Origin of the sequence: Variovorax sp., assembly GCF_965279555.1 — a bacterium.
GTDB lineage: Bacteria > Pseudomonadota > Gammaproteobacteria > Burkholderiales > Burkholderiaceae_C > Variovorax.
Genome location: NZ_OZ257247.1, coordinates 4,730,125 through 4,752,923 on the forward strand (window position 1 = coordinate 4,730,125; position 22,799 = coordinate 4,752,923).

25 protein-coding genes are annotated in these 22,799 nt (G+C 68.0%); 7 read left to right on the plus strand and 18 right to left on the minus strand.

The window, feature by feature from the left end; translation table 11 throughout:
- Nucleotides 1–81 precede the first annotated feature (81 nt).
- From ACQY8B_RS22105 to ACQY8B_RS22150, 10 genes are read right to left on the minus strand one after another with little or no spacing between them, the layout of a single operon-like run.
- Nucleotides 82–690: a glutathione S-transferase gene (locus ACQY8B_RS22105; protein WP_422088664.1), complete on the minus strand. Its 609-nt coding sequence runs from the start codon at nt 688–690 to the stop codon at nt 82–84.
- Nucleotides 691–709: 19 nt separating this feature from the next.
- Nucleotides 710–2,434 (minus strand): FAD-dependent oxidoreductase, encoded by a 1,725-nt coding sequence (locus ACQY8B_RS22110; protein WP_422088665.1) that lies wholly within the window; start codon nt 2,432–2,434, stop codon nt 710–712.
- Complete coding sequence (locus tag ACQY8B_RS22115) at nt 2,434–3,177, minus strand: SDR family NAD(P)-dependent oxidoreductase (protein WP_422088666.1); 744 nt, start codon at nt 3,175–3,177, stop codon at nt 2,434–2,436. The genes ACQY8B_RS22110 and ACQY8B_RS22115 overlap by 1 nt, the downstream gene beginning before the upstream one ends.
- 24 nt (nt 3,178–3,201) lie before the next feature.
- The gene (locus tag ACQY8B_RS22120) at nt 3,202–3,951 is read right to left on the minus strand and encodes an SDR family NAD(P)-dependent oxidoreductase (protein ID WP_422088667.1); all 750 of its coding nucleotides are present in this window, start codon (nt 3,949–3,951) and stop codon (nt 3,202–3,204) included.
- A gap of 24 nt (nt 3,952–3,975) precedes the next feature.
- Nucleotides 3,976–4,695, minus strand: coding sequence for an ABC transporter ATP-binding protein (locus ACQY8B_RS22125; RefSeq protein ID WP_422088668.1), 720 nt, complete (start codon nt 4,693–4,695; stop codon nt 3,976–3,978).
- Nucleotides 4,688–5,464, minus strand: a complete 777-nt coding sequence (locus ACQY8B_RS22130; protein WP_422088669.1) for an ABC transporter ATP-binding protein — start codon at nt 5,462–5,464, stop codon at nt 4,688–4,690. Before ACQY8B_RS22130 ends, ACQY8B_RS22125 begins: the two co-directional genes overlap by 8 nt.
- The gene (locus ACQY8B_RS22135; protein WP_422088670.1) at nt 5,461–6,444 is read right to left on the minus strand and encodes a branched-chain amino acid ABC transporter permease; all 984 of its coding nucleotides are present in this window, start codon (nt 6,442–6,444) and stop codon (nt 5,461–5,463) included. The genes ACQY8B_RS22130 and ACQY8B_RS22135 overlap by 4 nt, the downstream gene beginning before the upstream one ends.
- On the minus strand, nt 6,441–7,343 hold the full coding sequence (locus ACQY8B_RS22140; protein WP_081270710.1) for a branched-chain amino acid ABC transporter permease: 903 nt from the start codon (nt 7,341–7,343) through the stop codon (nt 6,441–6,443). The genes ACQY8B_RS22135 and ACQY8B_RS22140 overlap by 4 nt, the downstream gene beginning before the upstream one ends.
- Nucleotides 7,344–7,356: 13 nt before the next feature.
- Nucleotides 7,357–8,574: an ABC transporter substrate-binding protein gene (locus ACQY8B_RS22145; protein WP_422088671.1), complete on the minus strand. Its 1,218-nt coding sequence runs from the start codon at nt 8,572–8,574 to the stop codon at nt 7,357–7,359.
- 45 nt (nt 8,575–8,619) lie between these two features.
- Nucleotides 8,620–9,399, minus strand: coding sequence for an SDR family NAD(P)-dependent oxidoreductase (locus ACQY8B_RS22150; protein ID WP_422088672.1), 780 nt, complete (start codon nt 9,397–9,399; stop codon nt 8,620–8,622).
- A 146-nt stretch (nt 9,400–9,545) separates the two neighbouring features.
- Here ACQY8B_RS22150 and ACQY8B_RS22155 point away from each other — a divergent pair, with 146 nt between their 5' ends.
- The gene (locus ACQY8B_RS22155; RefSeq protein WP_422088673.1) at nt 9,546–10,277 is read left to right on the plus strand and encodes a GntR family transcriptional regulator; all 732 of its coding nucleotides are present in this window, start codon (nt 9,546–9,548) and stop codon (nt 10,275–10,277) included.
- Here ACQY8B_RS22155 and ACQY8B_RS22160 read toward each other — a convergent pair.
- The 8 genes from ACQY8B_RS22160 to gtdA form a co-directional block, all read right to left on the minus strand.
- A complete protein-coding gene (locus ACQY8B_RS22160) occupies nt 10,243–11,151 on the minus strand; it encodes an acyl-CoA thioesterase (RefSeq protein WP_422088674.1) in 909 nt (302 codons plus the stop codon). The genes ACQY8B_RS22155 and ACQY8B_RS22160 overlap by 35 nt on opposite strands.
- Before the next feature lie 107 nt (nt 11,152–11,258).
- On the minus strand, nt 11,259–11,948 hold the full coding sequence (locus ACQY8B_RS22165; protein WP_428744986.1) for a hypothetical protein: 690 nt from the start codon (nt 11,946–11,948) through the stop codon (nt 11,259–11,261).
- A 100-nt stretch (nt 11,949–12,048) separates the two neighbouring features.
- Nucleotides 12,049–13,401, minus strand: a complete 1,353-nt coding sequence (locus tag ACQY8B_RS22170) for an FAD-dependent oxidoreductase (protein WP_422088676.1) — start codon at nt 13,399–13,401, stop codon at nt 12,049–12,051.
- Complete coding sequence (locus ACQY8B_RS22175) at nt 13,401–14,378, minus strand: Bug family tripartite tricarboxylate transporter substrate binding protein (protein WP_422088677.1); 978 nt, start codon at nt 14,376–14,378, stop codon at nt 13,401–13,403. Before ACQY8B_RS22175 ends, ACQY8B_RS22170 begins: the two co-directional genes overlap by 1 nt.
- An 84-nt stretch (nt 14,379–14,462) precedes the next feature.
- The gene (locus ACQY8B_RS22180; protein ID WP_422088678.1) at nt 14,463–15,449 is read right to left on the minus strand and encodes a Bug family tripartite tricarboxylate transporter substrate binding protein; all 987 of its coding nucleotides are present in this window, start codon (nt 15,447–15,449) and stop codon (nt 14,463–14,465) included.
- 53 nt (nt 15,450–15,502) lie between these two features.
- A complete protein-coding gene (locus ACQY8B_RS22185) occupies nt 15,503–16,726 on the minus strand; it encodes a 3-hydroxybenzoate 6-monooxygenase (protein ID WP_422088679.1) in 1,224 nt (407 codons plus the stop codon).
- A 29-nt stretch (nt 16,727–16,755) separates the two neighbouring features.
- On the minus strand, nt 16,756–17,460 hold the full coding sequence (locus ACQY8B_RS22190) for a fumarylacetoacetate hydrolase family protein (RefSeq protein WP_422088680.1): 705 nt from the start codon (nt 17,458–17,460) through the stop codon (nt 16,756–16,758).
- A 146-nt stretch (nt 17,461–17,606) separates the two neighbouring features.
- Nucleotides 17,607–18,668, minus strand: a complete 1,062-nt coding sequence (gtdA, locus tag ACQY8B_RS22195; protein ID WP_422088681.1) for a gentisate 1,2-dioxygenase — start codon at nt 18,666–18,668, stop codon at nt 17,607–17,609.
- Between the two features lie 120 nt (nt 18,669–18,788).
- On the opposite strand from gtdA, the gene ACQY8B_RS22200 reads away from it, so the two are divergent.
- The 6 genes from ACQY8B_RS22200 to ACQY8B_RS22225 all read left to right on the plus strand — a co-directional run bounded on the left by ACQY8B_RS22200 (nt 18,789) and on the right by ACQY8B_RS22225 (nt 22,772).
- A complete protein-coding gene (locus tag ACQY8B_RS22200; RefSeq protein WP_422088682.1) occupies nt 18,789–19,685 on the plus strand; it encodes a LysR family transcriptional regulator in 897 nt (298 codons plus the stop codon).
- A 61-nt stretch (nt 19,686–19,746) separates the two neighbouring features.
- A complete protein-coding gene (locus tag ACQY8B_RS22205; protein WP_422088683.1) occupies nt 19,747–20,196 on the plus strand; it encodes an acyl-CoA thioesterase in 450 nt (149 codons plus the stop codon).
- Between the two features lie 89 nt (nt 20,197–20,285).
- Nucleotides 20,286–20,756, plus strand: a complete 471-nt coding sequence (locus tag ACQY8B_RS22210; RefSeq protein WP_422088684.1) for a phasin family protein — start codon at nt 20,286–20,288, stop codon at nt 20,754–20,756.
- Between the two features lie 141 nt (nt 20,757–20,897).
- Nucleotides 20,898–21,593: a TetR/AcrR family transcriptional regulator gene (locus ACQY8B_RS22215; RefSeq protein ID WP_422088685.1), complete on the plus strand. Its 696-nt coding sequence runs from the start codon at nt 20,898–20,900 to the stop codon at nt 21,591–21,593.
- Nucleotides 21,594–21,601: 8 nt separating this feature from the next.
- Nucleotides 21,602–22,447 (plus strand): hypothetical protein, encoded by an 846-nt coding sequence (locus tag ACQY8B_RS22220; RefSeq protein WP_422088686.1) that lies wholly within the window; start codon nt 21,602–21,604, stop codon nt 22,445–22,447.
- A 67-nt stretch (nt 22,448–22,514) separates the two neighbouring features.
- Complete coding sequence (locus ACQY8B_RS22225) at nt 22,515–22,772, plus strand: acyl-CoA-binding protein (RefSeq protein ID WP_007835415.1); 258 nt, start codon at nt 22,515–22,517, stop codon at nt 22,770–22,772.
- Nucleotides 22,773–22,799: the final 27 nt, after the last annotated feature.

The window sequence follows — 22,799 nt, forward strand, 5'->3', positions numbered from 1 at the left end:
AAAGGAGGAGCCCGCAGGGCGGGGGACATTCGCGGAGCAAGGTACCCCGTCGGCGTGAGCGCGCCCCGAGCCGAACGAAACTCAGGCAGTAGGCAAAGTAGCCTGCATCGACGAACGCTGGTTGAACACCTCGAACCACTTCGCGCTGTTGGGTGCTTCGGCACGCCAGTCGACCGAAGGAAAACGGAAGTCCATGTAGCCCAGCGCGCAACCGAAGGCGATGGTGCCGATGTCCACTCGGTCGCCGAAAGAAGGCGCTGCGGTTTCGAGCCACTCGAGACCCGTGCGCACCTTCGACAACTGGCCATCGGTCCACTCAGCCCAGCGCAGCGACTCGGGACGCAGCACGTTCTCGTAGCGCGCGAGCAATGCGGCACCCGTCATGCCGTCGGCCAGCGACAGCTCGGTCAGGCGCGCCCAGCGGTCCGCGCCTTCTGCCGGGAACAGCTTGCCCGACTGCGCGGCATTGAGGTACTCGCAGATCACGCGGCTGTCGAACAGCACCTGGCCGTCGTCTGTGAGGAACGTCGGCACCTGGCCGAGCGGATTCTTCGGGATGATGGTGGCGTCGCGCTTCACGGGGCCGGCCGCGCTCGGCAGCTTCTCGATGCGATCGGCAATGCCGAGCTCGTGCGCCACGACCATGCACTTGCGGACGAAGGGAGATGCGGGAGAAAAGAAGATTTTCATGACGAAGTGCTGTTGTCTTTCAATGGTGTTCGGCGGCAGAACCGTGTGCCAGGTGCATGCCCGCCACCCAGCCGAAGGTTAGCGCGGGTCCGAGCGTGATGCCCGGCGCGGGGTACTCGCCACCCATCACCGAGTGCATGTCGTTGCCGGCCACGTACAGGCCGGCGATAGGCTCGCCCTGTGCATCGAGCGCGCGCGCGTTGCCGTCGGCGCGGATGCCCAGCGCGGTGCCGATGTCGCCGGGGTACACCTTCACGGCATAGAACGGCGCCTGCTTCACCGGCGCGAGGCAGGCATTGGGTTGATGCTCCGGATCGCCAAGATAGCGGTTGTAGGCATCGCTGCCCTTGCCGAACACCGGGTCCTGGCCCTGCGCGGCAAGCGGGTTGAACCTGGCAACGGTGCGCGCCAGCCCGGCCGGGTCCACGCCCGCCTGCTGCGCGAGCGCTTCGAGCGTGTCTGCGCGATAGAGATAACCGGCGCGCACCAGATGCTCGCGCGGGCGGCCGCCGGGCAACGCAAGGCCCAGGCCCCACTTCTCCATGAAGGCGCTGTCGCACACCAGCAGCGCGGGGATGCTCGCGGCCTTGGCGTTCGCGCGGTACATGCCGCGCACGAACTCGTGGTACGAGGTCGATTCATTGACGAAGCGCTCGCCGCGCGCATCGACCGCGATCAGCCCGGGCTTGGCGCGGTCCCACACCAGGTGCGGATATCGCAGCACGCTGCCATCGGGGCGCTTGAGCAACGAGACGGGTGCCCATAGCGCCGGCCCCGTGTGGCCCGTGCCGAGCACGCCGCCGGCCTCCTGGACTATCGCGATGCCCTCGCCCGCATTGTCTTGCGGCGACATCGAGTACGGCCCGGTGGGGGCCGGGTAGTGCTGGCCGCGCATGGCGGCGTTCCACGGAAAACCGCCGGTGGCGATGACCACGCCACGCCGTGCGTGCACGGTCAGTTCCTTGCCGTCGCGGCGCAGGTGCACGCCGGTGACGGCGCCTGTCGCGTCTTTCTCCAACCCCAGCGCCGGCGTGTTCAGCCAGAACGGAATGCCCTTCTTCAACACGCTGTGGAAAAGCCGCGCAGCCAGCGCATTGCCCAGCAGCAGCCGTGTGCCGCGGTGGTGGCCGCTCAGGCGGTCGCCGAAGTAGCGCAGCACCATCTTCACGCCATGCTTCCACGACGCGAACGAACGCCAGACCGCGAGCAGGTGCTTCACGTCGGTCATGTTGACCATCATGCCGCCGAGCACGCAGAACTCGGGCAGGGGGTCGCGCAGCGTCTTGAAGTGCGGGCCGAGCAGCCGGCCATCGAACTCGACGGGGTCGAGCGAGCGGCCGCCCATCGCGGCGCCTTCTCGGTCGGGGTAGTAGTCGGGCGAATAGGTGCGCGCGGCGAGCTGCACGTCGGTGCGCTCGCGCAGGTAGCGCAGCGCGAGCGGGCCTGCGTCGAGGAATGCGTGGCGCAGCTCTTCGTCGCCGGCCGCGCCCACGGTGTTCTGCAGGTAGGTCCAGGCCTTGCCGCGCGTGTCGGGGTGGCCGGCAGCCTCGGCCTGGTCGTTGAGCGGCACCCACACGGCGCCGCCCGAGATGGCCGTCGATCCGCCGATGCGGTCGGTCTTCTCGACCACGAGCACGTCGAGGCCTTCGAGGCTGGCGGTGAGCGCGGCGGAAAGGCCGCCCGCGCCACTGCCGACGACGACGACGTCGTACTGGGTCTTTTCCTGTTGTTGCCGCTGTGCCATCAGGACCCCGACCCGCCGAGCGACTTGCCGCCGTCCACGAACAGCACCTGGCCGGTGACGAAGCAGGTCGCCGGCGACGCGAAGAAGGCCACCGCATGCGCGATGTCCTCCGGCCTTCCCGCCGCGCTGGTGGGTTGCAGCGCAAGCTGCGCGGCCAGGCGTTCGGGCGAGAGCGCGCGCAGCAGCGGCGTGTCGATCAGCCCCGGCGCGATGGCGTTGACCATGATGCCGCGCGGCGCAAGCTCCATCGCGCTGGCGCGCGTGTAGCCCACAAGTGCGGCCTTCGAGGCCACATAGTGCGCGTGGTTCTTCGCGCCCAGGTAGGCACGCGATGCGATGTTGACGATGCGCGCACCGTCCGCCATCTTGCGCGCGGCTTCCTGCGTGAGCGTGGCCACGGCCAGCAGGTTCACTTCGTACATGCGGCGGAAATCCGCCGAAGTCACGTCGAGGAAGGCACGCTCGTCGAAGATCCCTGCGTTGTTGACCAGCGCGGTGAGCGGCGGCAGTTGCTGCACCATCGCTCGCACGGCGGCTTCGTCGGTGAGGTCGATGGCGCGGCATTCCACGTCGAGGCCGGCGGTGCGCAGCAGCTGCGTTTCGCGCTCGGCAAGCTCGCCGTTGTAGTCGGCCATGACCACGCGCCAGCCGTCGCGCGCCATGCGCTCGACGATGGCGCGGCCCATGCCGCTGGCGCCGCCCGTCACGAGGACGAGCGGCTTTTCTGTACTGCTGTTATTCATGATTGTTCCGATGTGCGGCGGTGCTCAGACCGCCAGGTAGCCGCCATCGACCGGCAGCACCACGCCATTGACGTAGCTGGCCATCGAGGACGCAAGAAAGACGACCGGCCCGGCGATCTCGTCGGCCTCGCCGTGGCGCTTGATGGGCACGCGGCTCATGTACCAGTCGGTGCCGTGGTCGGTCTCGCGCTGGCCGGCCGTCATGTCCGTGACCATGAGGCCCGGCGCCACCGCGTTCACTCGCACGCCGTAAGGCGCGAGGTCGCGCGCCAGTACCTGCGTGAGCGAACGCACGCCGCCCTTCGCCACCACATAGCCGGCCGACGAGATGCCGGCACCGAAGGCCACGATGGACGACAGGTTCACGATGTTGCCCTGCGTGCGCTTGAGCGCTGGCACGAAGGACTGCGTGACGTTGAACACGCCCTGCAGGTTGACCGACATCACGCGGTCCCAGGCTTCGCGCGCGCCGGGCTCGTCGAACTTCGAGCGCGCGGAGATGCCCGCGTTGTTGACCAGCACGTCGATGTCGCCATGCGACGCCGCGACGCGCAACGCGAGCGCGTCGACCGCCGCCGCATCGCTCACGTCGACGCTCTCGGCATCGGCACGGCCGCCGGCTTCGCGGATCGATGCGGCCACCTTCTGCGCGACTTCGAGGTCGCGGTCCACCACCAGCACATGCGCGCCTTCGGCCGCCATGCGGCGCGCGATGGCTTCGCCCAGGCCGCGCGCGGCGCCGGTGACGAGCGAGAGTTTGTCTTTGAGGAGCATGAACTTTCTTTCTGGGAAGCGGCGTCAAACGCCGAGGTAGGCGCGGCGCACCGCTTCGTCATCTGCAAGCCGGGCAGCCGGTCCGTGCAAGGAGATCTCGCCGTTCTCCAGGATGTAGCCGTAGCTCGACACAGCCAGCGCAAGCTGCACGTTCTGCTCGACCAGCAGGATCGTGATCTTCTGTTCGCGGTGCAGGCGCTCGATGATCCCGAACATCTGCTCCACCAGCAGCGGCGACAGGCCCATCGACGGTTCGTCGAACAGCATCACGCGCGGACGCGCCATCACCGCGCGGCCGATGGCCAGCATCTGCTGCTCGCCGCCCGACAAGGTGGCGGCCATCTGGTGCTGGCGCTCCTTCAGGCGTGGGAACATCGTGTAGACCGATTCGAGATCGTTGCGTATGCCCGCGCGGTCGCGCCGCAGGTAGGCACCGAGGTCGAGGTTCTCGCGCACGCTCATGTCGCGAAACACCTGCCGGCCTTCGGGCACCTGCACGATGCCGCGCTTGACCAGCGCGTCGGAGCCCAGCCGGTCGATGCGCTCACCGTCTAGGCGCACTTCGCCGTGCGTGCAGTCGACCAGGTTCGAGATGCAGTTCAGCGTGGTGGTCTTGCCCGCGCCGTTGCTTCCGAGCAGCGCGACGATCTCGCCCTCGGGCACGTCGACCGACACGCCGCACAGCGCCTGGATGCGGCCATAGGCGGCCGAGATGGCGCGCAGGGACAACAGTGCTTCAGCCATGCGCGGCTCCTTTTCCACTTCCTTTGCCAAGATAGGCTTCGATCACGCGCGCATTGCTGCCGATTTCCGCCGGCGTGCCTTCCGCGATCTTCTCGCCGAAGGCCATGACGGTGATGCGGTCCGAGATCGACATCACCAGCTGCATCACATGTTCGACCAGCAGCACGGTGATGCCGTCGCGCGCCACCAGCTCCTTGAGCAGCCGGTCGAGGCTTTCGATCTCGCGGTTGCGCAGGCCGGCCGCGGGCTCGTCGAGCAGCAGCAGCTTCGGCTTGATGGCCAATGCGCGCGCCAGCTCCAGCAGCTTCTGGCGGCCGAAGTCGAGATCACGCGCCGGCTGATGGCGCTCGTCGGCCAGGCCGACTCGCTCCAGCAGGTGCATCGCGAAGTCTTCGGTCTCGCGGTCGGGGCGGCGCAGCAGCCGGCCCAGCGTGGCGGCGCCGCGCGAGTGCGTGCCGAGCAGCACGTTCTCGAGTACCGAGAGTTCTGCGAACAGCTCCAGGTTCTGGAAGGTGCGCGCGATGCCGAGAGAGGCCATGCGGTGCGGCGACACGCTGGTGAGCTCGCGGCCTTCGAAGGTCACGCTGCCGCTGCTGGGCGTATAGAAACGCGAGATGCAGTTGAAGGTGGTCGACTTGCCCGCGCCGTTCGGCCCGATCAGCGCATGGATGCGCCCCTGCTCCACCTGGAACGAGAGACCGTTGACCGCCTTCAGCCCGCCGAACACCACGCTGATGTCGCGCACGTCGAGGAATGCAGTGGCGCTCATGCGTGCTTCTCCGCCACGGCCACGGAAGTCGCGCGCTGCGGCTTGCGGCGCGCCGCGAAGAGCGACGCCATGCCCTTGGGCAGGAACATCATGAAGAGCATGAGGATGCCGCCGTAGATGATTTCCTGGTACGACGGCGCCTGCCGCAGCAGCTCCGACGCCAGGCCGAACACGATGGCACCGGCCACCGCGCCGCGCACCGAACCCAGGCCGCCCACCACCACCATCGTGAGGATCAGGATGGTGGTCTGGAAGCCCAGGCTCTCCGGATGGATGAACGAGGTGAACAGCGTGTACATGCCGCCCGCCACGCCCGCGAAGGCGGCCGACAGCACGAAGGCCGTCACCTTCACCGCGCGCGTGTTCACGCCCATGGCGATGGCCGCCACGTCGCTCTCGCGCACTGCGCGCAACGACGAGCCCAGCCGCGAGCGCGACAGCGCCACCGTGAGCCACAGCATCAGCGCCGCGATGGCCACCACGAAGGGGTATGCCTGCAGGTCGTTGAGCAGCTGGTAGCCGCCGAGCGCGGCCGGCTTCATCTGCAGGCCGTTGGAGCCGTTGGTCACCGATTCCCAGTTCAGGAACACCCACTGCATCGCCTCGCCGAAGGCGAAGGTGGCCAGCGCCAGGTAGATGTCGCGCATGCGCAGCGCCAGCAGTCCGATGACCCAGCCCAGTGCGGCCGACAGCACGGCGCCCGCGAGGATCGACACGAAGAACGGCGGCTGCCACTGGTTGTTGATGAGCCCGGCCGTGTAGATGCCGATGCCGAAGAAGGCCGCGTGCGACAGCGCGAACTGGCCCGTCTCGCCGATGACCAGGTGCATGCCCAGCGCCAGCACCGAGAACACCATCAGCAGGTTGACCACGTACAGCACATAGCCGCTGGTGGTGAAGGGCAGCACCGCGAGCACCACGGCCATGCCGAGCAGCACCGCGCGGTCCCACCACGGGGACGAAACTGTCGAAGCGCTCATACCTTCTTCACCTGAGGCTTGCCGCCGAGCAGCCCTTGCGGACGCACCAGCAGCACCACCATGATCGCCACGAAGGGCGCGACCACGATGGCGTTGGACGAAATGAAAAGCCCCACCAGGTTCTCGACGATGCCGATGATGAAGCCGCCGACCACCGCGCCCGGCAGGCTGGTGAAGCCGCCGACGATGGCCGCAGCGTAGGCCAGGATCGCGATGTGGCCGATGTCGGGCGTGATGAGGATCTTGGGCGTGATGAGCAGCGCCGAGATGGCCGAGATGACACCCGTGAGCGCCCAGATCTTCATGCGGATCGTGCCGAGCTTCACGCCCACGATCTGCGCGCCGCGCGGGTTCATGCCCACCGCGCGCATGGCCTGGCCGGTGCGGGTGCGGGTGAACATCAGATACAGCAGCACCATCACCACCACGGCCGAGCCGAAGATGGCCAGGTCGAGCAGCGTGAGCGAGGCCTGGCCGATCATGATCGGGTCCTGCGGCACCAGCGACGGCAGCGAGCGCGGCGTGTCGCCCAGGCCGGTCTTGCGCACCAGTCCCTTGAGCAGGTACGCAAAGCCGAGCGTGGCAATGACGAGCTGCACGCCCACACCGCGCGAGGCGGTCACGCGCTGCATCACCACGCGCTGGAAGGCCGCGGCGAGCAAGGCGGTGACCACGATGCTCGCGAGCACGGCGGCCCAGTAGGGCCAGCCCCACACCACCAGCGGAAAGAGCGCGGCGTAGCCGCCGGCCATGAAGATTTCGCCTTGCGAGAAGTTCGGCACGTCGGTGGTCTTGAAGACCATGACGATCGCCACCGCGAGCAGCGCGTAGACGCTGCCGGTGACGATGCCGGACAGCACGCCCTGCTGGACGAACAGCCAGATGTCGGAAAGACTCATGTCGCGCCGGCCGTCAGGGCTTGTACTGCCACACGCTCTTGTAGCTGCCCGGCACCAGCGCCATGTTGCTGCCGTCGAACTTGATGTAGATCGCCGATTCCTGCGCCGCGTGGTCCTGCGGGCCGAACTCGATCGGGCCGGCCATCACGCCGGAGTCGAACTTCATCGTCGACAGCGCCGCGAGCACCTTCTCGCGCGTCGGGTTGGGGCCGGCCGCCTTCAGTGCGTTGACCACGGCCATCGCGGGCGGAATGCCGTAGGGCATGTAGGCCTGCGGATGGCCCGGCTTGGAGGCCAGGTCGGGGTAGGAGGCCTTGTACATGTCGTACACCCACTTGAGCTTGGGACCACCGGGAACGTCGGCCAGCACTTCCTGGATGTAGACGTTCTTGAAGGCATCCTTGTTGCCCACGTTTTCCACCAGTTGCTTGAGGTCGGCGGTGGAGTTCACGGCCAGCACGATGGGCTTGTTGAAGCCCAGCTCGAAGGCGCGCTTGACGATCAGGCTCACCGGCCGCGCATAGGTGGTGAGCAGCAGCACGTCGGGGTTGGCGGCCTTGATCTTCAGCATGGGCGCCGTCACGTCGGTGATGTTCGGGTTGACCGACTGCACCTGCAGGTCGACCCCGCCCAGGGCCTTGGCCTGCGCCTGGGCCGACTCGAGGTTCCAGCCGCCGTAGGCGTCGTCGTGGTTGATGTAGCCGATCTTCTTGGCCTTGAGCTGCTCGCTCGCGAACTGCACCATCGAGCCGCCCACCGCATGCTGCGAGATGGAGAACGCGCCGTAGATGTACTTCGACGGCGGATACAGCGCGCCGTCGCCCGAGGCGTTGAGCATCACCAGCGGGATCTTCGCGCGCTCGACGTATTCGCGCGCGCCCACCACGGCGGCCGAGCAGGAGCCGCCGTTGAGCAGGAACACCTGGTCCTGCTCGGTGAGCTTCTTCACCGCGGCCAGCAGGTCGTTGGCGTTGCAGCGGTCGTCTTCCACCACGAGCTCGATCTTGCGGCCGTTCACGCCGCCTTCCTTGTTGATCTTGTCGTAGTACATCTTCGCGGCGTTGATGACGTCGAAGCCGTAGTTCATGGACGCGCCCGACATCGGCGAGAACATGCCGATCTTGATGGTCTTGTCGGTCAGGCCGGGCTCGGCCTGCGCGAGCGCGGCGGGCGCCGTCGCGCAGAGCGCCGCGCCCAGGGCCAGTGCCGAAATCAGGAAGTTCTTTTTCATGAGCTGTCTCCGTTGGAATGAAAGGGTGAAAGACCTGCGCCGCCGTTACTGCATGCGGTAGCCGCCGTTGACGTCGATCACGTTGCCCGTGATGTACGCCGCCTGCTCCGACACCAGGTAGTCGACCGCGCCGGCCACGTCGTCCACCGTGCCGATGCGCCCGAGCGGGATGCTGGCGGCGGCCGCGTCGAGCGCGCCGCTGCTGCGCACGGTGCCGCGCAGCATGTCGGTGTCGATCAGGCCGGGCGCCACCGAATTGACCGTGACGCCCAGGTGCGCCGATTCGCGCGCCATCGCCTTCGTGAGGCCGAGCACCGCCGACTTGGCGCCGATGTAGGTGGCGCTGGAGCGGTAGCCGCCCAGTTGCGCCGCCACCGAGCCGAAGGTGACGATGCGCCCGTGCGCCACGGGCTTGGCTTCGCGCCGGCGCAGGTAGGCGCGCCCGCAGAGGAACACGCTGCGCGCGTTGACGGCGAAGGTGCGCTCCCAGTCTTCGAGCGTGGTGTCCTTGATCGGCGAACGCTCGCCGCCGGGCATCAGCAGGATGCCGGCCACGCAGACCATCGCGGCCACCGGGCCGAGGTCGGTCTCGATGTCGTCGAACGCGGCTTCGACCGCGGCCTCCTGGCTCACGTCGAACTGGCGGAAGTGGTGGCCCTCGCCGAGCGACAGGGCCACGGCGCGGGCGTTGTCGCCGTCGATGTCGGCCACCACGACGCGAAAGCCGCTGGCCGCGAGGCGGCGGCACACGGCCTCGCCGATGCCGCGGCCGCCGCCGGTCACGAGGGCCAGCCGGCCGTGAGGTTGTGCATGATGTTCCGCCATGGGCTGCAAGGTCTCCGGGCCGCGTCGAGGCGGCGTTAAAGTTGATCGAGGGCCGCATTGTGTATACATGAACACTTTTCGAAGCCCTCGTTTTCCCTGATATCCCGCCTTATTTCTGACTTTCACTGGCATCATGTATACTTGACATGGACACACTCTCCCAACAAGTCACAGAGACACTGCGCACCTGGATCCTTCAAGGCAGGCTGCAGCCGGGCATGCGCGTGGAAGAAGTGCCGATCGCCGAGACCCTCAAGGTGTCGCGCACGCCGGTGCGCGCCGCGCTGGCCGCGCTGGCGATGGAAGGGCTGATCGACCACCAGCCGAAGAAGGGCTACCTGGTGCGCTCGTTCGCGCTCGAGGACATCCTCGCGGCCTACGAGGTGCGCGCTGTGCTGGAGGGGCTGGCCTGCAGGCGCTTTGCCGCGCTGGGCGTGGACAAGCCGACCGCCGCGCTATTGCAGGAGTGCCTGCGCGAGGGCGACGAAATACTTGCGAAGGGGAAGCTGCTGGCCGAAGACCTCGCGCCCTACCAGCAGATGAACGTGCGGCTGCACAACGCGCTGATGCATGGCGCGGGCAACCAGTGGATCGTGCGCTTCGGCGCGCAGGCGCAGGCGGTGCCGTTCGCGTCGGACCGCATCATGCTGTGGCACGACCACGGCGTGATCCTGCGCTCGCACGACGACCACCACCGCATCGTGCAGGCCGTGATTTCAGGCGACGCGGCGCGCGCGGAGCAGCTGATGCGCGAGCATGTGTACTACGCCGGCATCCTGCTGCGCGACAACTACCAGCGGCTGCTGGGCGAACGCAGCCGCGACGGGCTGCAGCAGGCCGCGCTCACGAGCGAGTCGTCGCCGTCCCCGGCTTCCTGATGCGCAGCATGCCTTCCTGCGCGGCCGAGGCCACCAGGCGGCCGTCGCGCGCATAGAGGCTGCCGCGGCACAGGCCGCGCGCGCCGCCGGCGCTGGGCGAATCGAGCACGTACAGCAGCCAGTCGTCCATGCGGAAATCGCGGTGAAACCACATCGCGTGGTCCAGGCTGGCGGGGCGCACCTGGCCGCTCATGAAGCTCAGGCCGTGCGGCAGCATCGCGGCGCGCAGCAGGCCGTGGTCGGAGGCGTAGGCCAGCAGTGCGCGGTGCACCACCGGGTCGTCTGGCAGCGGCGCGATGGCGCGCATCCAGATGGCGCTTTGCGCGGAGGCCGGGCGCGGCAGCGGCGCCATCAGGTCCTCGGGATCGACGCGGCGGTACTCGATGCCGTGCGGCTGGATCGCCTTGCTGCGCCAGGGCTCCGGCAGGCGGTCGCCGAGGGCGATGCGCTGGTCGAGTTCGCTGACGAGGCCTTCGGGGCCGGCCACGGCGGGCATGTCGAACTGGTGTTCGACCCCCTCGTCCACGGTCTGGAACGAGGCCGACATTTCAAAAATGATGCGCTCCTGCTGGCGCGCCACCACATGGCGGGTGGTGAAGCTGCGGCCGTCGCGCACGCGGTCTACGCTGTATTCGATGGGCGCATGCTCGCCCGGCAGCAGGAAGTAGGCGTGCATGGAATGCACAGGGCGCTCGGCGCCGACCGTGAGGCTGGCGGCCATGAGCGACTGGCCCAGCACCTGGCCGCCGAAGACGGCGGGCGTGCCGATGTCCTCGCTCCGGGCCCGGAAGCGGTCGCCGCCCAGGGGTTCGAGCTGCATGAGCGCGACGAGTTCGTCGACGAGGCGGGAGGCGGTGGCGGAGTCGGTGGTCATCGGGGGAAGGCTGTCGAAGCGGACTGGAAGCAACCCTCCACCATAGCAAAGCCCGGGCCCGCCAGCTGTCGCGGGCCGGTCAGCAGCCCCACCTTCAGCTGCCGCTACTACTTGTAGAAGCACATGCCCATGAGACGGGCGCGGCAGCCGTAGTCCGTGCCACCCTGCACCACGCGCACCGGCACGCCGGCCAGCAGCAGCGAGCCGTCGTCGGCATACACCAGCGGCGAAGGCGCGGCCTTGCTGAAGGGGGCGCTGAGCGTTTCCTGCTCGACGTAGCCCAGGTACTGGCGCCGGGAGAAGTCGACCGTGTCGGCCGACTTCAGCGGCGCCGCCGCATAGCGCTTGCCATAGACGGTACCGAAGTAGCGCAGCCCCGGGCCGGTGCGGTCGCCGTATTTCGCGTCGGTCTTCGCGAAGCCGGTCTGGATCAGGAAGGCCCGGTCTTCGGGCGTCAGGTCGGCGTCGAAAGCCATCAGCACGTACTGGCCCTCGAAGCTCTGGTTGCGCGCCACCTTGAACTCGCCGAGCAGCGCGGGCGTGACCTTGGTGCGCCCTTCCCAGCGCAGCAGCGCGGCCACCGACGGATCGCCGTCGAACACGTAGTGGTAGTTCTCGCCGGCAATGGCGACCTTGCGGCCGTCCTTGGCCGCGAAGAAACTCAGCAGCCGGTCCTTGCCGTGCACGGGCTCGCCTTCGGGGGTACTGGCGCAGCCGGCCAGCATGAGGCCGATGGCGGCGCAGGACAGCGTCAGGAGGGTGCGACGCGCGGGGGTCGACAACGAAGGGAAGTGCACGGTTCGTCCGGGGTTCGAGTTCATCAAGCCCCGGACTCTAGCGCCATCCGAGCAATCCGAGCCATCCGCGCGATTGGCGCGATTGGCGCGCCCGGCGCGTTCAGCGGTCGAGCTCCGCGCCGTCGGCCGCCAGCTTCTGCTGCAGGGCCGCCACGTCCACGCCGGCGAACGCGCCGCCGCCCAGCGACGCCGCCGCCGTGCCCGCCGCCTGCCCCATCACGAAGCAACCGCCGCTCGCGCGCGCGGCCGACTGGCCTTCGTGCGTCATCGATGCGCAGCGGCCGGCCACCAGCAGGTTGTCGACCTCCTGCGGCACCAGCATGCGCCACGGCAGGTGGTTGTAGGCGTTGTCTTCGTCGCGCGGGAAGGCCCACTCGATGCGGCCGTCGGCGTGCATTTCCATCGGCCAGGCATTCAGGCCGATGTTGTCGTCGAACTTGGCCGAGGACAGGATGTCTTCGCGCCCGAGCGCGTACAGGCCCTGGATGCGCCGTGTCTCGCGGATGCCGACCTGCGGCGCGATTTCCACGATGGCCGACTGCGCGAAGCCCGGCACCTCGGCCTTCAGGAACTTGAAGTACTCGCTGATCTGGCGGCGGCCTTCGAGCTCGCCTTCGGTCAGCTCGCGCGCGTCGACGCCGTTCATCGCGCGGCCCTGGGCGTTGCGGATCTGCGTGACGTTGGCGCGCCATTCGCGCGGGTCCTTGTTGGGCCGCAGGATGGCGCCTTCGCGCGGGAACTTGTAGACGCCCGGCTTCTGCTGATCGGCGCGGGCCATGAAGTCGTTGATGGCCTTGAACTCGCCCACCGCTTCCAGCGCGGCCGGCGCGTCGACCTGGCCGATGCGGAACATGGTGGTCGGGAACAGCCCGCTGCCGTGGCCGTCGCCCACCTCGAACGGCACGCCCGCGAAGGCGGCCACGTCGGCGTCGCCGCTGGCGTCGATGAAGGCGTTGGCGCGGATGGCCTGGCGGCCCGACTTGGTCTCCACCACCAGCGCCGCAATGCGGTTGCCGTCGCGGATCACCGCGGCCGCATACGCATGGAACAGCAGCTTCACGCCTGCCGCATCGAGCAACTGGTCGGCGGCCAGCTTGTAGGCCGAGGTGTCGTACGAGCGCACGCAGATGCGCCCGCCCATGCCGTTCTGCGGCTGGTTCATGCCGTTGAGCCCGGCGATCCGCTCGATCAACTCGTCGACCACGCCGTGCACCAGTTGCGTCATCTCGCCCTTGCGCTTGCCGTACAGGCCCGCGAAGTTGGTGACGCCGCCGGCCGTGCCCATGCCGCCGAGAAAGCCATAGCGCTCGACCAGCAGCGTGCTGGCGCCGTGGCGCGCCGCGCTCACGGCGGCGGCAATGCCGGCAGGGCCGCCGCCGACCACCACCACGTCGTATTCGCCGAAGACCGGCAGCTCGCGTGCCGGTTCGTGCAAGGTCTGGACTGTCGTCATTACTGCAATTTGATTCCGCGGGCCGAGATGATCTTGGTCATGATGGCCGCCTCTTCGTTCACGCGCGTGCGCATGCCGTCCGGCGATGTGCCCACGGCCTGCCAGCCTTGCTCGAAGAGCTTGCGGCGCACGTCCGGGTCTTTCATGACCACTTCGAGTTCGCGGCTGATGCGCGCCTGCGCGGCCTTCGACAGGTTGGCCGGACCGAGCAGCGCCACCCACACTTCGAGGTTGAAGTCCTTCACGCCGGCTTCGGACAGCGGCGGGATCTCGGGCACCAGCGCGCTGCGCCCGCCCGTGAGGCCGATGGCCTTGAGCTTGCCGGCCCTGATCTGCGGCATGGCCACGCCCGGCGGGATCAGGCCCATCTGCACCTGGTCGCCCAGCATGGCGGTGATGACCTGCGGGTTGCCCTGGTAGGGCACGTGCTCGGGCTTGAAGCCGGGCACGCGGGTCTTGAGCAGCTCCATGCCCAGGTGGCCGACCGAGCCGATGCCCACCGAGCCGTAGTTCCACTTGTCGCCGGCCTTGCGGCCCGCGTCGAAGAAGGCGGCGCCCGAGGGCAGGTTGTTCTGCGCCACCAGCACCAGCGGCGCGGTCGCGATCAGCGACAGGTAGGTGAAGTCCTTGACCGGGTCGTACGGCAGCTTGGCGTACAGCATCTTCGACGACGTGAGGTTGCCGTTGATGACGATGCCCAGCGTGTGGTCGTCGGTGGCCTTGGCCACCTGGTCGGCAGCGATGTTGCCCGATGCACCGGCCTTGTTGTCCACCACGATCGGCTGGCCCAGTGCCTTGGACAGCGGCTCGGCGATGGTGCGCGCGGCGATGTCAGGCGTGGAGCCGCCGGGAAAGCCCACCAGCAGGCGGATCGGCTTGGTCGGCCAGGCGGCGTTCTGCGCGCTGGCGGTCATCGGCAGCACGGTGGCAGCGGCCAGGCCGCAGGCAATCAGGAGGGCTCTCTTGGTAGCTTGCATGGAGAAAAGTGTGAAAAAGTTGTCAAAAAACAAAGAGGGCCAGCTTAACTGCCGAGCGAAGCGCTGGGCAAGGCACGGGCCGCGCTAATCGAGGCTGATGTTGCCCCTGCGCACCAGCTCGCCATACACCTTCGACTTGGCCTCGGCATTGCGCTCGATTTCCTCGGGCGACCAGGCCAGCGGCTCGAAGGCGAAGGTGTCGAAGCGGGCACGGATCTCGGGATCGGCGATGACCTTGGCCACGTCGGCGTTGATCTTCGCCTTCACGGCCGCCGGCACGCCCTTGGGCGCGAGCAGCGACACGAACGAATTGACATCCAGCGAAGCCGGGCCGCCGGCCTCGGCCATGGTCGGCACGTCGGGCATCTGCGGAATGCGCCGGGGCGCCGCGACGGCCAGGTAGCGCAGCTTGCCGGCCTTGTAGATGCCCTGGCTCGACGGAATGCTCGCGAAGGCCCACGGCACTTCGCCGGTGCCCACGTTGGAATACAGCTGCGACACCTCGCGGTAGGGCGCGTGGCGCATGCGGATGCCGGTGAGCGCCTCGAGCTGCTGCGCGCCCAGGTGGCCGGGGCTGCCAACGCCCCACGAGCCATAGACGATGGCGTCCGGCTCCGCCTTGGCGGCGGCGATCAGGTCAGCCATGTTCTTCCACTTCGAGTCTGTGCCCACCGCCACGAAGAAAGGCGTGCGAAACAGCGAGGCCACCGGGTCGAAGTGCTGCAGCGTCACGAAGTTCTTCGACTTGTACAGGTGCGGCAGCGCGGCGATGTGCTCGCTGTCGAGCTGCAGCAGCGTGTAGCCGTCGGGCGCGGCGCGGCGGGCCTGGTCGATGGCGATGAAGCCGCCGCCGCCGGGCCTGTTGTCGATCAGCACGCGCTGGTTCCACAGGCGCGAGAGCTTGTCGGACACCAGGCGCAGCACCGCGTCGGGGCCGCTGCCGGCCGCGAACGGCGTGACCAGCGTCACGGGCTTGCTGGGAAAGTCGCCGGCCTGCGCCAGTGCGGCGGTGGTAGCGGTGGCGGCAGTCACGGCAAGAATGCCGGTCAGCAGTGCGCGCGGGAAGTTCATGCTTTGTCTCCTGGGCCTTTGGCCTCGAATAGTGATGATGAAGGGAACAGGTTTCAGCGCGGCGAAAGCGCCTGGGGCGCATCGTCCAGGCAGTGCTCGGGCCGCCATGCGTAGAGCCACTCGACCGCATCGTAGAAGCGTTCGGGCGTGCGGCCGGCCCAGAGGCTGTTGCGCACCAGGCGCTCCACGCCCTTGGCGTGATAGATGCGGCCCATCTCGCGCACCGACAGCACCACGCGCGCCGTGCGGGCGACGCGTGCCGCCTCGTACAGCTTGAACGCGGCGGTCATGTCGAAATCGCAGGCTTTCACGGCTTCGCCCAGCGTCACCGCGTCTTCGAGCGCCATGCAGGCGCCCTGCGCCAAGTACTGCATCATGGGATGCGCCGCGTCGCCCAGCAGCGTGGCCGGGCCGTCGCTCCAGCGCTCGACCGGGTCACGGTCGGCGGTGCTCCAGCGGCGCCACGAGGTCGGGCGGTCCAGCAGCTGGCGCGGGCGCGCGTGCACGCCCTCGAAGTAAGACAGCACTTCTTCCTTGCTGCCGTCGGTCACGCCCCACTGTTCCCGCTCGCGGCTGTGGAAGGTGACGACCAGGTTGTATTGCTCGCCGTGGCGCAGCGGGTAGTGCACCAGGTGGCAGTCGGGGCCGGCCCAGACAACCGGCGCGTTCCAGCACAGGTCGGCCGGCATGTCGGCGGCCGGCACCACCGCGCGATAGACCACGTGGCCCGACACGCGCGGCGCATCGCCGATGAGCCTGGCGCGCACCACTGACTTCACGCCGTCGCAGCCGACGACGGCGCCGGCCTTGAAGCGACGGCCGTCGGTGGTGACGGCCGTCACGCCCTGGGCGCCAATGTCGAGCGCCTCGACCTGCGCCGAGGTGTGGAAGCGGATCAGCGGATGCTGCTTCACCGCCTCGTGGATCGCGCCGTGCAGGTCGGCGCGGTGGCTCACCGCATACGGGTTCCCGAAGCGCGCGCGGAAGGCTTCGCCCACCGGCACCGAGGCCACTTCGCCGCAATCGACGGCGTCCATCATCACCAGCCGGTCGGTGAACACCGAGCCCCGGCGCACAGCCTTGCCCACGCCCAGCGCATCGAGCGCGGCGAAGGCGTTGGGGCCCAGTTGCAGGCCGGCGCCGATCTCGCCGATGGTGGCGCTCTGCTCCAGCAGGTCGATGGACACGCCAAGGCGCGCCAGCGCCAGCGCCGCGGCCATGCCGCCAATGCCGCCGCCGACCAGCAGCACGGAGGGGGGATTCTTCGAAAGGGTCATGGCGCGGGCCTGTGCGATCGGGAAAAGACTCAGTCGATACGAACCGTCAGCGACGGCAGGCGCTCGATGCTCACCTTGATGGTCTGGCCGGCCTTCACCGCGCCCACGCCTTCGGGCGTGCCGGTGAAGATCAGGTCGCCGGGCTGCAGCGCGAAGAGCGTCGACAGGTTGGCGATGACCTCGTTCACCGACCAGATCAGGTGCGTGATGTCGCTGTTCTGGCGCACCTGGCCATCGACTTCGAGGGTGATGGCGCCGGCGTTGATCTCGCCCACGTCGGCCAGCGTGCGCAGCGGCGCGATGGGCGCGGAGAAGTCGAAGGCCTTGCCGATCTCCCAGGGGCGGCCCTGTTCGCGCATCTTCATCTGCAGGTCGCGGCGGGTCATGTCCAGGCCCACGGCATAGCTGTGGATGTGGCTGGCGGCCTCTTCGGCCTTGATGTCCTTGCCGCCCTTGCCGATGGCCACGACCAGCTCGGCTTCGTAGTGGTAGTTGCTGGTGAGCGGCGGGTACGGAATGCTGCCGGTCGCGCCTTCGGCCACGGGCACCACCGAGGCGTCGTCATTCGGCTTGCAGAAGAAGAACGGCGGTTCGCGGTCGGGGTCGAAGCCCATCTCGCGCGCATGTGCCGCGTAGTTGCGGCCGACGCAGTACACGCGGCGCACGGGGAACAGCTTGTCGGAATCCATGATGGGCAGGCCGACGATGGAAGGAGGCGTGAAAACGAAGGACATGGGAGGCTCCTGCCGCACGGGGCGGCACACGGTCAACAAAAGAAAAGAAGAAATTCGGCCGGCGCCGGGCCGCCCCAAGGCGGCCGAGCCTCCCCCTCGGGGGATGGCGAATTACACGAAGCGAAGCGCAGTGAAAAGCCGGAGGGTCAACATCCTTCGAGGAAGGCTTCGCGCAGGATGCCCATGGCCTGTTGCACGGGGCGGTCGGAGAAGCTGAAGAGCACGGTGTCTTCGTTCGGCGAAGACAGCCGCAGCGGCGCCCACGACGGCACCACGAAGGTGTCGCGCGGACCGAAGTCGAAGCGCTGGCCCGCGATGTCGGCACTGCCGTGGCCTTCGACCACGCTGTACACCGCGCCGTCGGTGGCGCGGTGGGTCTTGCCCGCGAAGCCCTTGGGCAGCAGCTGCAGGTTGGTCGAGATGGTCGGCATCGGCGAGCCGCCGGTCAGCGGGTTCACGTAGCGCAGCTTGTGGCCCAGCCACGCATCGGGCGCTTCCTGCTTGTGCAACCGGGCCAATGCCTCGCGGCTGCGCGCATAGGGGTAGTTGAAGATCGGCGAGGTGGCCGACACATGGTCGTGGCGCACCGGCACCATGTTGTGGCCGAAGCGCGCGAGGCTGTTGCCTTCGGGGCGCGACACGTGCTGCACCTTGGAATCGTCGTTCTCGGCAAAGCCGGCGTCGAAGAAGCGCAGCATCGGAATGTCGAGGCCGTCGAGCCACACCACCGGCTCCACGCTGCCGCCGATGCCTTCGTTGCCGTGGTCGTGCCAGGCCCAGGATGGCGTGATGATGAAGTCGCCGGGGTACATGGTGGTGCGCTCGCCGCCCACCGTGGTGTAGGCGCCCTTGCCGTCGACGATGAAGCGCAGCGCCGACTGCACATGGCGATGCGAAGGCGCCACCTCGCCCGGCATGATGAGCTGCAGGCCGGCATACAGCGACTGCGTGATCGACGAGTTGCCGGGCAGCGCCGGGTTCTCGAGCACCAGCACGCGGCGCACGGCTTCCTCGGCGGTGATGAGGTCGGCCGACTCCATCAGCAGCGGGCGGATCTCGTCGTAGCGCCACAGCGCTGGCACGCAGGGCGTCTGCGGTTCGCGCGGCACGAGTGCGTGCAGTGATTCCCACAGCGGCGTGAGGTTCAGCGGGCGGATGCGGGCGTAGTAGTCGCGGCGCTCTGCCGCGTTGGAGGGAACGGGTTTCATTGGCGTGGGTTGTCAGCGTGGCGGCATTGTTGGCCCGCACCACTATTTACTCAAGACCGGTGGCCAATACACGGAATCCGGAATTTCGATAATGGTGCCTTTCGCTGCGGAAAGCACTCCATGTCCAGGCTCGATCTCGAATGGCTCGCCGTGTTCGACGAGGTCTACAAGACCGGCAACGTCTCCAAGGCGGCCGAACGGCTGGGCATGGCGCAGTCGGCGGCCAGCACCGCGCTGAACAAGCTGCGCGCGCACTTCGACGACCGCCTCTTCACCCGCACCGCGCAGGGCATGCAGCCCACGCCGCACGCGGAGCGCATCTACCCGAACCTGCGCGAGGTGCTGGGCCAACTGGCGCAGGCCCAGGGCAACCGCAGCAGCTTCGACCCCGCGCAGGCGCAGCGGCGCTTTCGCATCTGCATGACGGACATCAGCGAGGTGGTGCTGCTGCCAGGCCTGCTCGACCACCTGCGGCATGCGGCGCCGGGGGTGCATATCGAGACCGAGATCATCTCCACCATCAGCGGGCGCCGCCTGCAGGACGGCGAAGTCGACCTGGCGGTGGGCTTCATGCCGCAGCTGGACGCGGGCTTCTACCAGCAGACGCTGTTCATGCAGAACTTCGTGTGCCTGGCGGCGCAGAACCATCCGCGCATCGGCGCGCGGCTCACGCGCAAGCGCTTCGAGGCGGAGGCGCATGCGGTGGTGTCCACGTCGGGCACGGGGCATGCCATCGTCGACACCACGCTCGCGCGGCTGGGGCTCAAGCGCAACGTGGTGGTGCGGCTGTCGAGCTTCCTGAGCGTGGCGCGCATCGTGGCGCACACCGAGCTGCTGGTGGTGGTGCCCCGCATCCTGGGCAAGGTGCTGGCCACGCAGGAGCCGGTGAAGCTGCTGGAGCCGCCCTTCTCGCTGCCCGACTACGCGGTGAAGCAGCACTGGCACGAGCGCTTCCACGCCGACCCCGGCAACGCGTGGCTGCGGCGCACGCTGGCCCAGCTGTTCAGCGGCGCCTGAGAGGGCGTCCGCTCGCATAATCGCGGGCACCCCACACCAGCCACCCCAGAAAAGGCGAACCATGTCCTCGATCACCCTGCGCTTTCTTGCCGAGCCGAACACCGTCAACTTCGGCGGCAAGGTCCACGGCGGCACGGTCATGAAGTGGATCGACGAGGCCGGCTACGCCTGCGCGACCAGCTGGGCCAAGCGCTACTGCGTCACCGCCTTCATCGGCAGCATCCGCTTCCACCGGCCGATCATGATCGGCGACCTCGTCGAGGTGGAGGCCCGCCTGGCCTACACCGGCAAGACCAGCATGAACATCTCGGTCGAGGTGCGCAGCGGCGACATGAAGGGCGGCGCGATGGAAAAGACCACCGAATGCCTGATCGTCTTCGTGTCGGTCGACTCCCACGGGCGGCCATTGGCGGTCGAGAGCTTCATGCCAGGCACCCCGGGCGAAATGGCGCTGGCCGAGCGCGCCAAGGCCCACCTGGACGCCAGCCGCGCCGCCGGCGCGACATCCTGAGTCCGGCGCTAGGCGCAAAGCCCTAATCGCGAGCACCGGGGGCCGCTAGAGTCCTGCGATCGATTCGAATCTTTCAAGGAACACCTCGCATGGCCTCCCAGGACGACAACAACAAAGCCGCCGACCGCATCAAGGACTCCGCCCAGCAGATCTGGCTGGCCGGGCTCGGCGCCTTCGCCAAGATGCAGCAGGAAGGCAGCAAGGCCTTCGAGGCGCTGGTCAAGGACGGCGCCGGCATGCAGAAGAAGACCCAGCAGGCCGCCGAGGAAACGCTGGCCCAGGCCCAGCAGCGCATGGCCGGCTTCGCGAGCGAGTTCGGCACCAAGGCGGCCGGGCAGTGGGGCAAGCTGGAAAACATCTTCGAGGAACGCGTGGCGCGCGCTCTCGACAAGCTCGGCGCCCCCTCTGCCGCCGACATGGCCGCGCTGCAGGCGCGTGTCGAAGCCCTCGAGGCCCAGTTGAAGAAGCAGGCGGCCGCGGCTCCCCGCAAGGCTGCGGCCCGCAAGACGGCGGCTCCAGCCGCCAGGAAGACCACCTTGCGCCGCAGCAAGGCCGACTGAACCTCCGCGCCGGCCTGCATCGGCCGGCGGGTATTGCGGCACTGCACAATAAAACAGCACCGCAAAACATGCACCGCGCCATTCATGGTGCAGTGCACATGCGCTAGAGTGCCTTCAAGAGACAACCGGGGGCACCGAGACATGGCAAAGAAGGCGCCACGCCGCACAGCGCAACGCATCCTCGAAGCCGCATTGGACCTGTTCAACCGCTTCGGGGAGCCGAACGTGTCAACCACCCTGGTGGCGGGCGAACTCAACATCAGTCCGGGCAACCTGTACTACCACTACCCGGCCAAGGAAGAGCTGATCAACAAGCTCTACGAAGGCTACGAAGCAGAGCTCAACGAACTGCTGCACGCAAGCGAAGGCGTGCACGACGTGGAGGACGCCTGGTTCTTCATGCACAGCCTGTTCGAGCTGATCTGGCGCTACCGCTTCCTGTACCGCGACCTCAACGACCTGCTGAGCAAGAACCGCCACCTGGAAACCCAGTTCCAGCTGGTGCTGGAGAACAAGGCCCGCGCCATCCGCCAACTGATCGCCGGGCTGAGCCGCGCCGGCCACCTGGAGATCGATGCGCACGAAGTCGGCACCCTGGCGCACAGCATGGTGGTGGTGCTGACCTACTGGCTCAGCTACGAGTACGTGCGCAACCCGCGCGAGGCGCTGGAGCCGGCGCATGCCCAGGGCGCGCTGATGCGCGGCGGCCAGCACACGCTGCACCTGCTGGCGCCGTACCTCGGCACCGAGCAAAGGCGGCATCTGCTGACATTGAGCAATGCCTACGGCGCGGAAGATGCCGCCAACGCGACGTCCCCGGTCGATATGGCGGCCTAGACAAGACCATGCCCCACTCCGATTTCAAACCGCTCTCGCTGATGTCCGGCGGCGCCGCGGCCGCCGCCACCGCCGCGGAACCGTGGACGCCCCTGCCCTACGCCGACACACCCCGCTACGACGCGCGCAGCGTGCTGGCGCACTGGCCGCGCCTGCATGCGGGCCACGACCACATGCCGCCGCCCGACGCCGACACGCCGCTGGCCGAGGGCTGGGCGCTGTACCACAGCGGCGAATTCGAGCGCGCCGCCGCGGTCGGCCTGCTGCACGGCGCCGACGGCATGGTGCTGGCCAACCAGGCCACCGCCATCTACGCCAACTACCTGGAGCCGCGCGAATCCGTTCGGCTCGCCATGTTCCGCCAGGTGATCGAGCGCGCCGGCGCGCAGGTGCTGGCCGATCCCAGCAATTGCCAGGCCCTCTATTGGCAGGCCTATGCGCTGGGCCGCTACAGCCAGGGCATCAGCGTGGCGCGCGCGCTGGCGCAAGGGCTGGGCAGCAAGCTCAAGGGCGCGCTCGAACACGTGATCGAGCTTCAGCCGGGGCATGCCGATGCGCACGTTGCGCTGGCGGCGTTCCACGCCGAGGTGATCGACAAGGTCGGCGCGCTGGTCGGACGCATGACCTACGGCGTGCGGGCCGAGACCTCGATCGAGCTGTTCGAACGCGGCCTGGCGCTGCACCCCGACTCGGCCGCCGGAATGATGGAATACGCCCGCGCGCTGCTGATGCTGCACGGCGAATCGCGCATGCGCGAGGCTACGCAGTGGTTCGAGAAGGCCGCCGCGCTGAAACCGGCCGACGCCCGGGAGCGGCTGGACGTGGAACTGGCGCGCGCGGGGCTGCGGGACTGATTCAGGTACTTGCAAGTACCACGCGATTTAAGATGCGCGTTTTCAGCTTTTCAATTCGACGAAGCCCATGTCCGACCTCAACGCCCAATTCGAAGCCGCCCAAGCCAACTCCAAGCTGCTCGCCGAGCGCCCCGACAACCCGACGCTGTTGAAGATCTACGGCCTGTTCAAGCAGGCCACCGAAGGCGACAACACCGCCAAGAAGCCGAGCTTCAGCGACATCGTCGCGCGCGCCAAGTGGGATGCCTGGACCGCGCAGAAAGGCGCGAGCGCCGATGAAGCCAAGCAGAAGTACATCGACCTGATCGAATCGCTGCGCGGCTGATTGTCAAATAGATAGACGCTTGCTGCT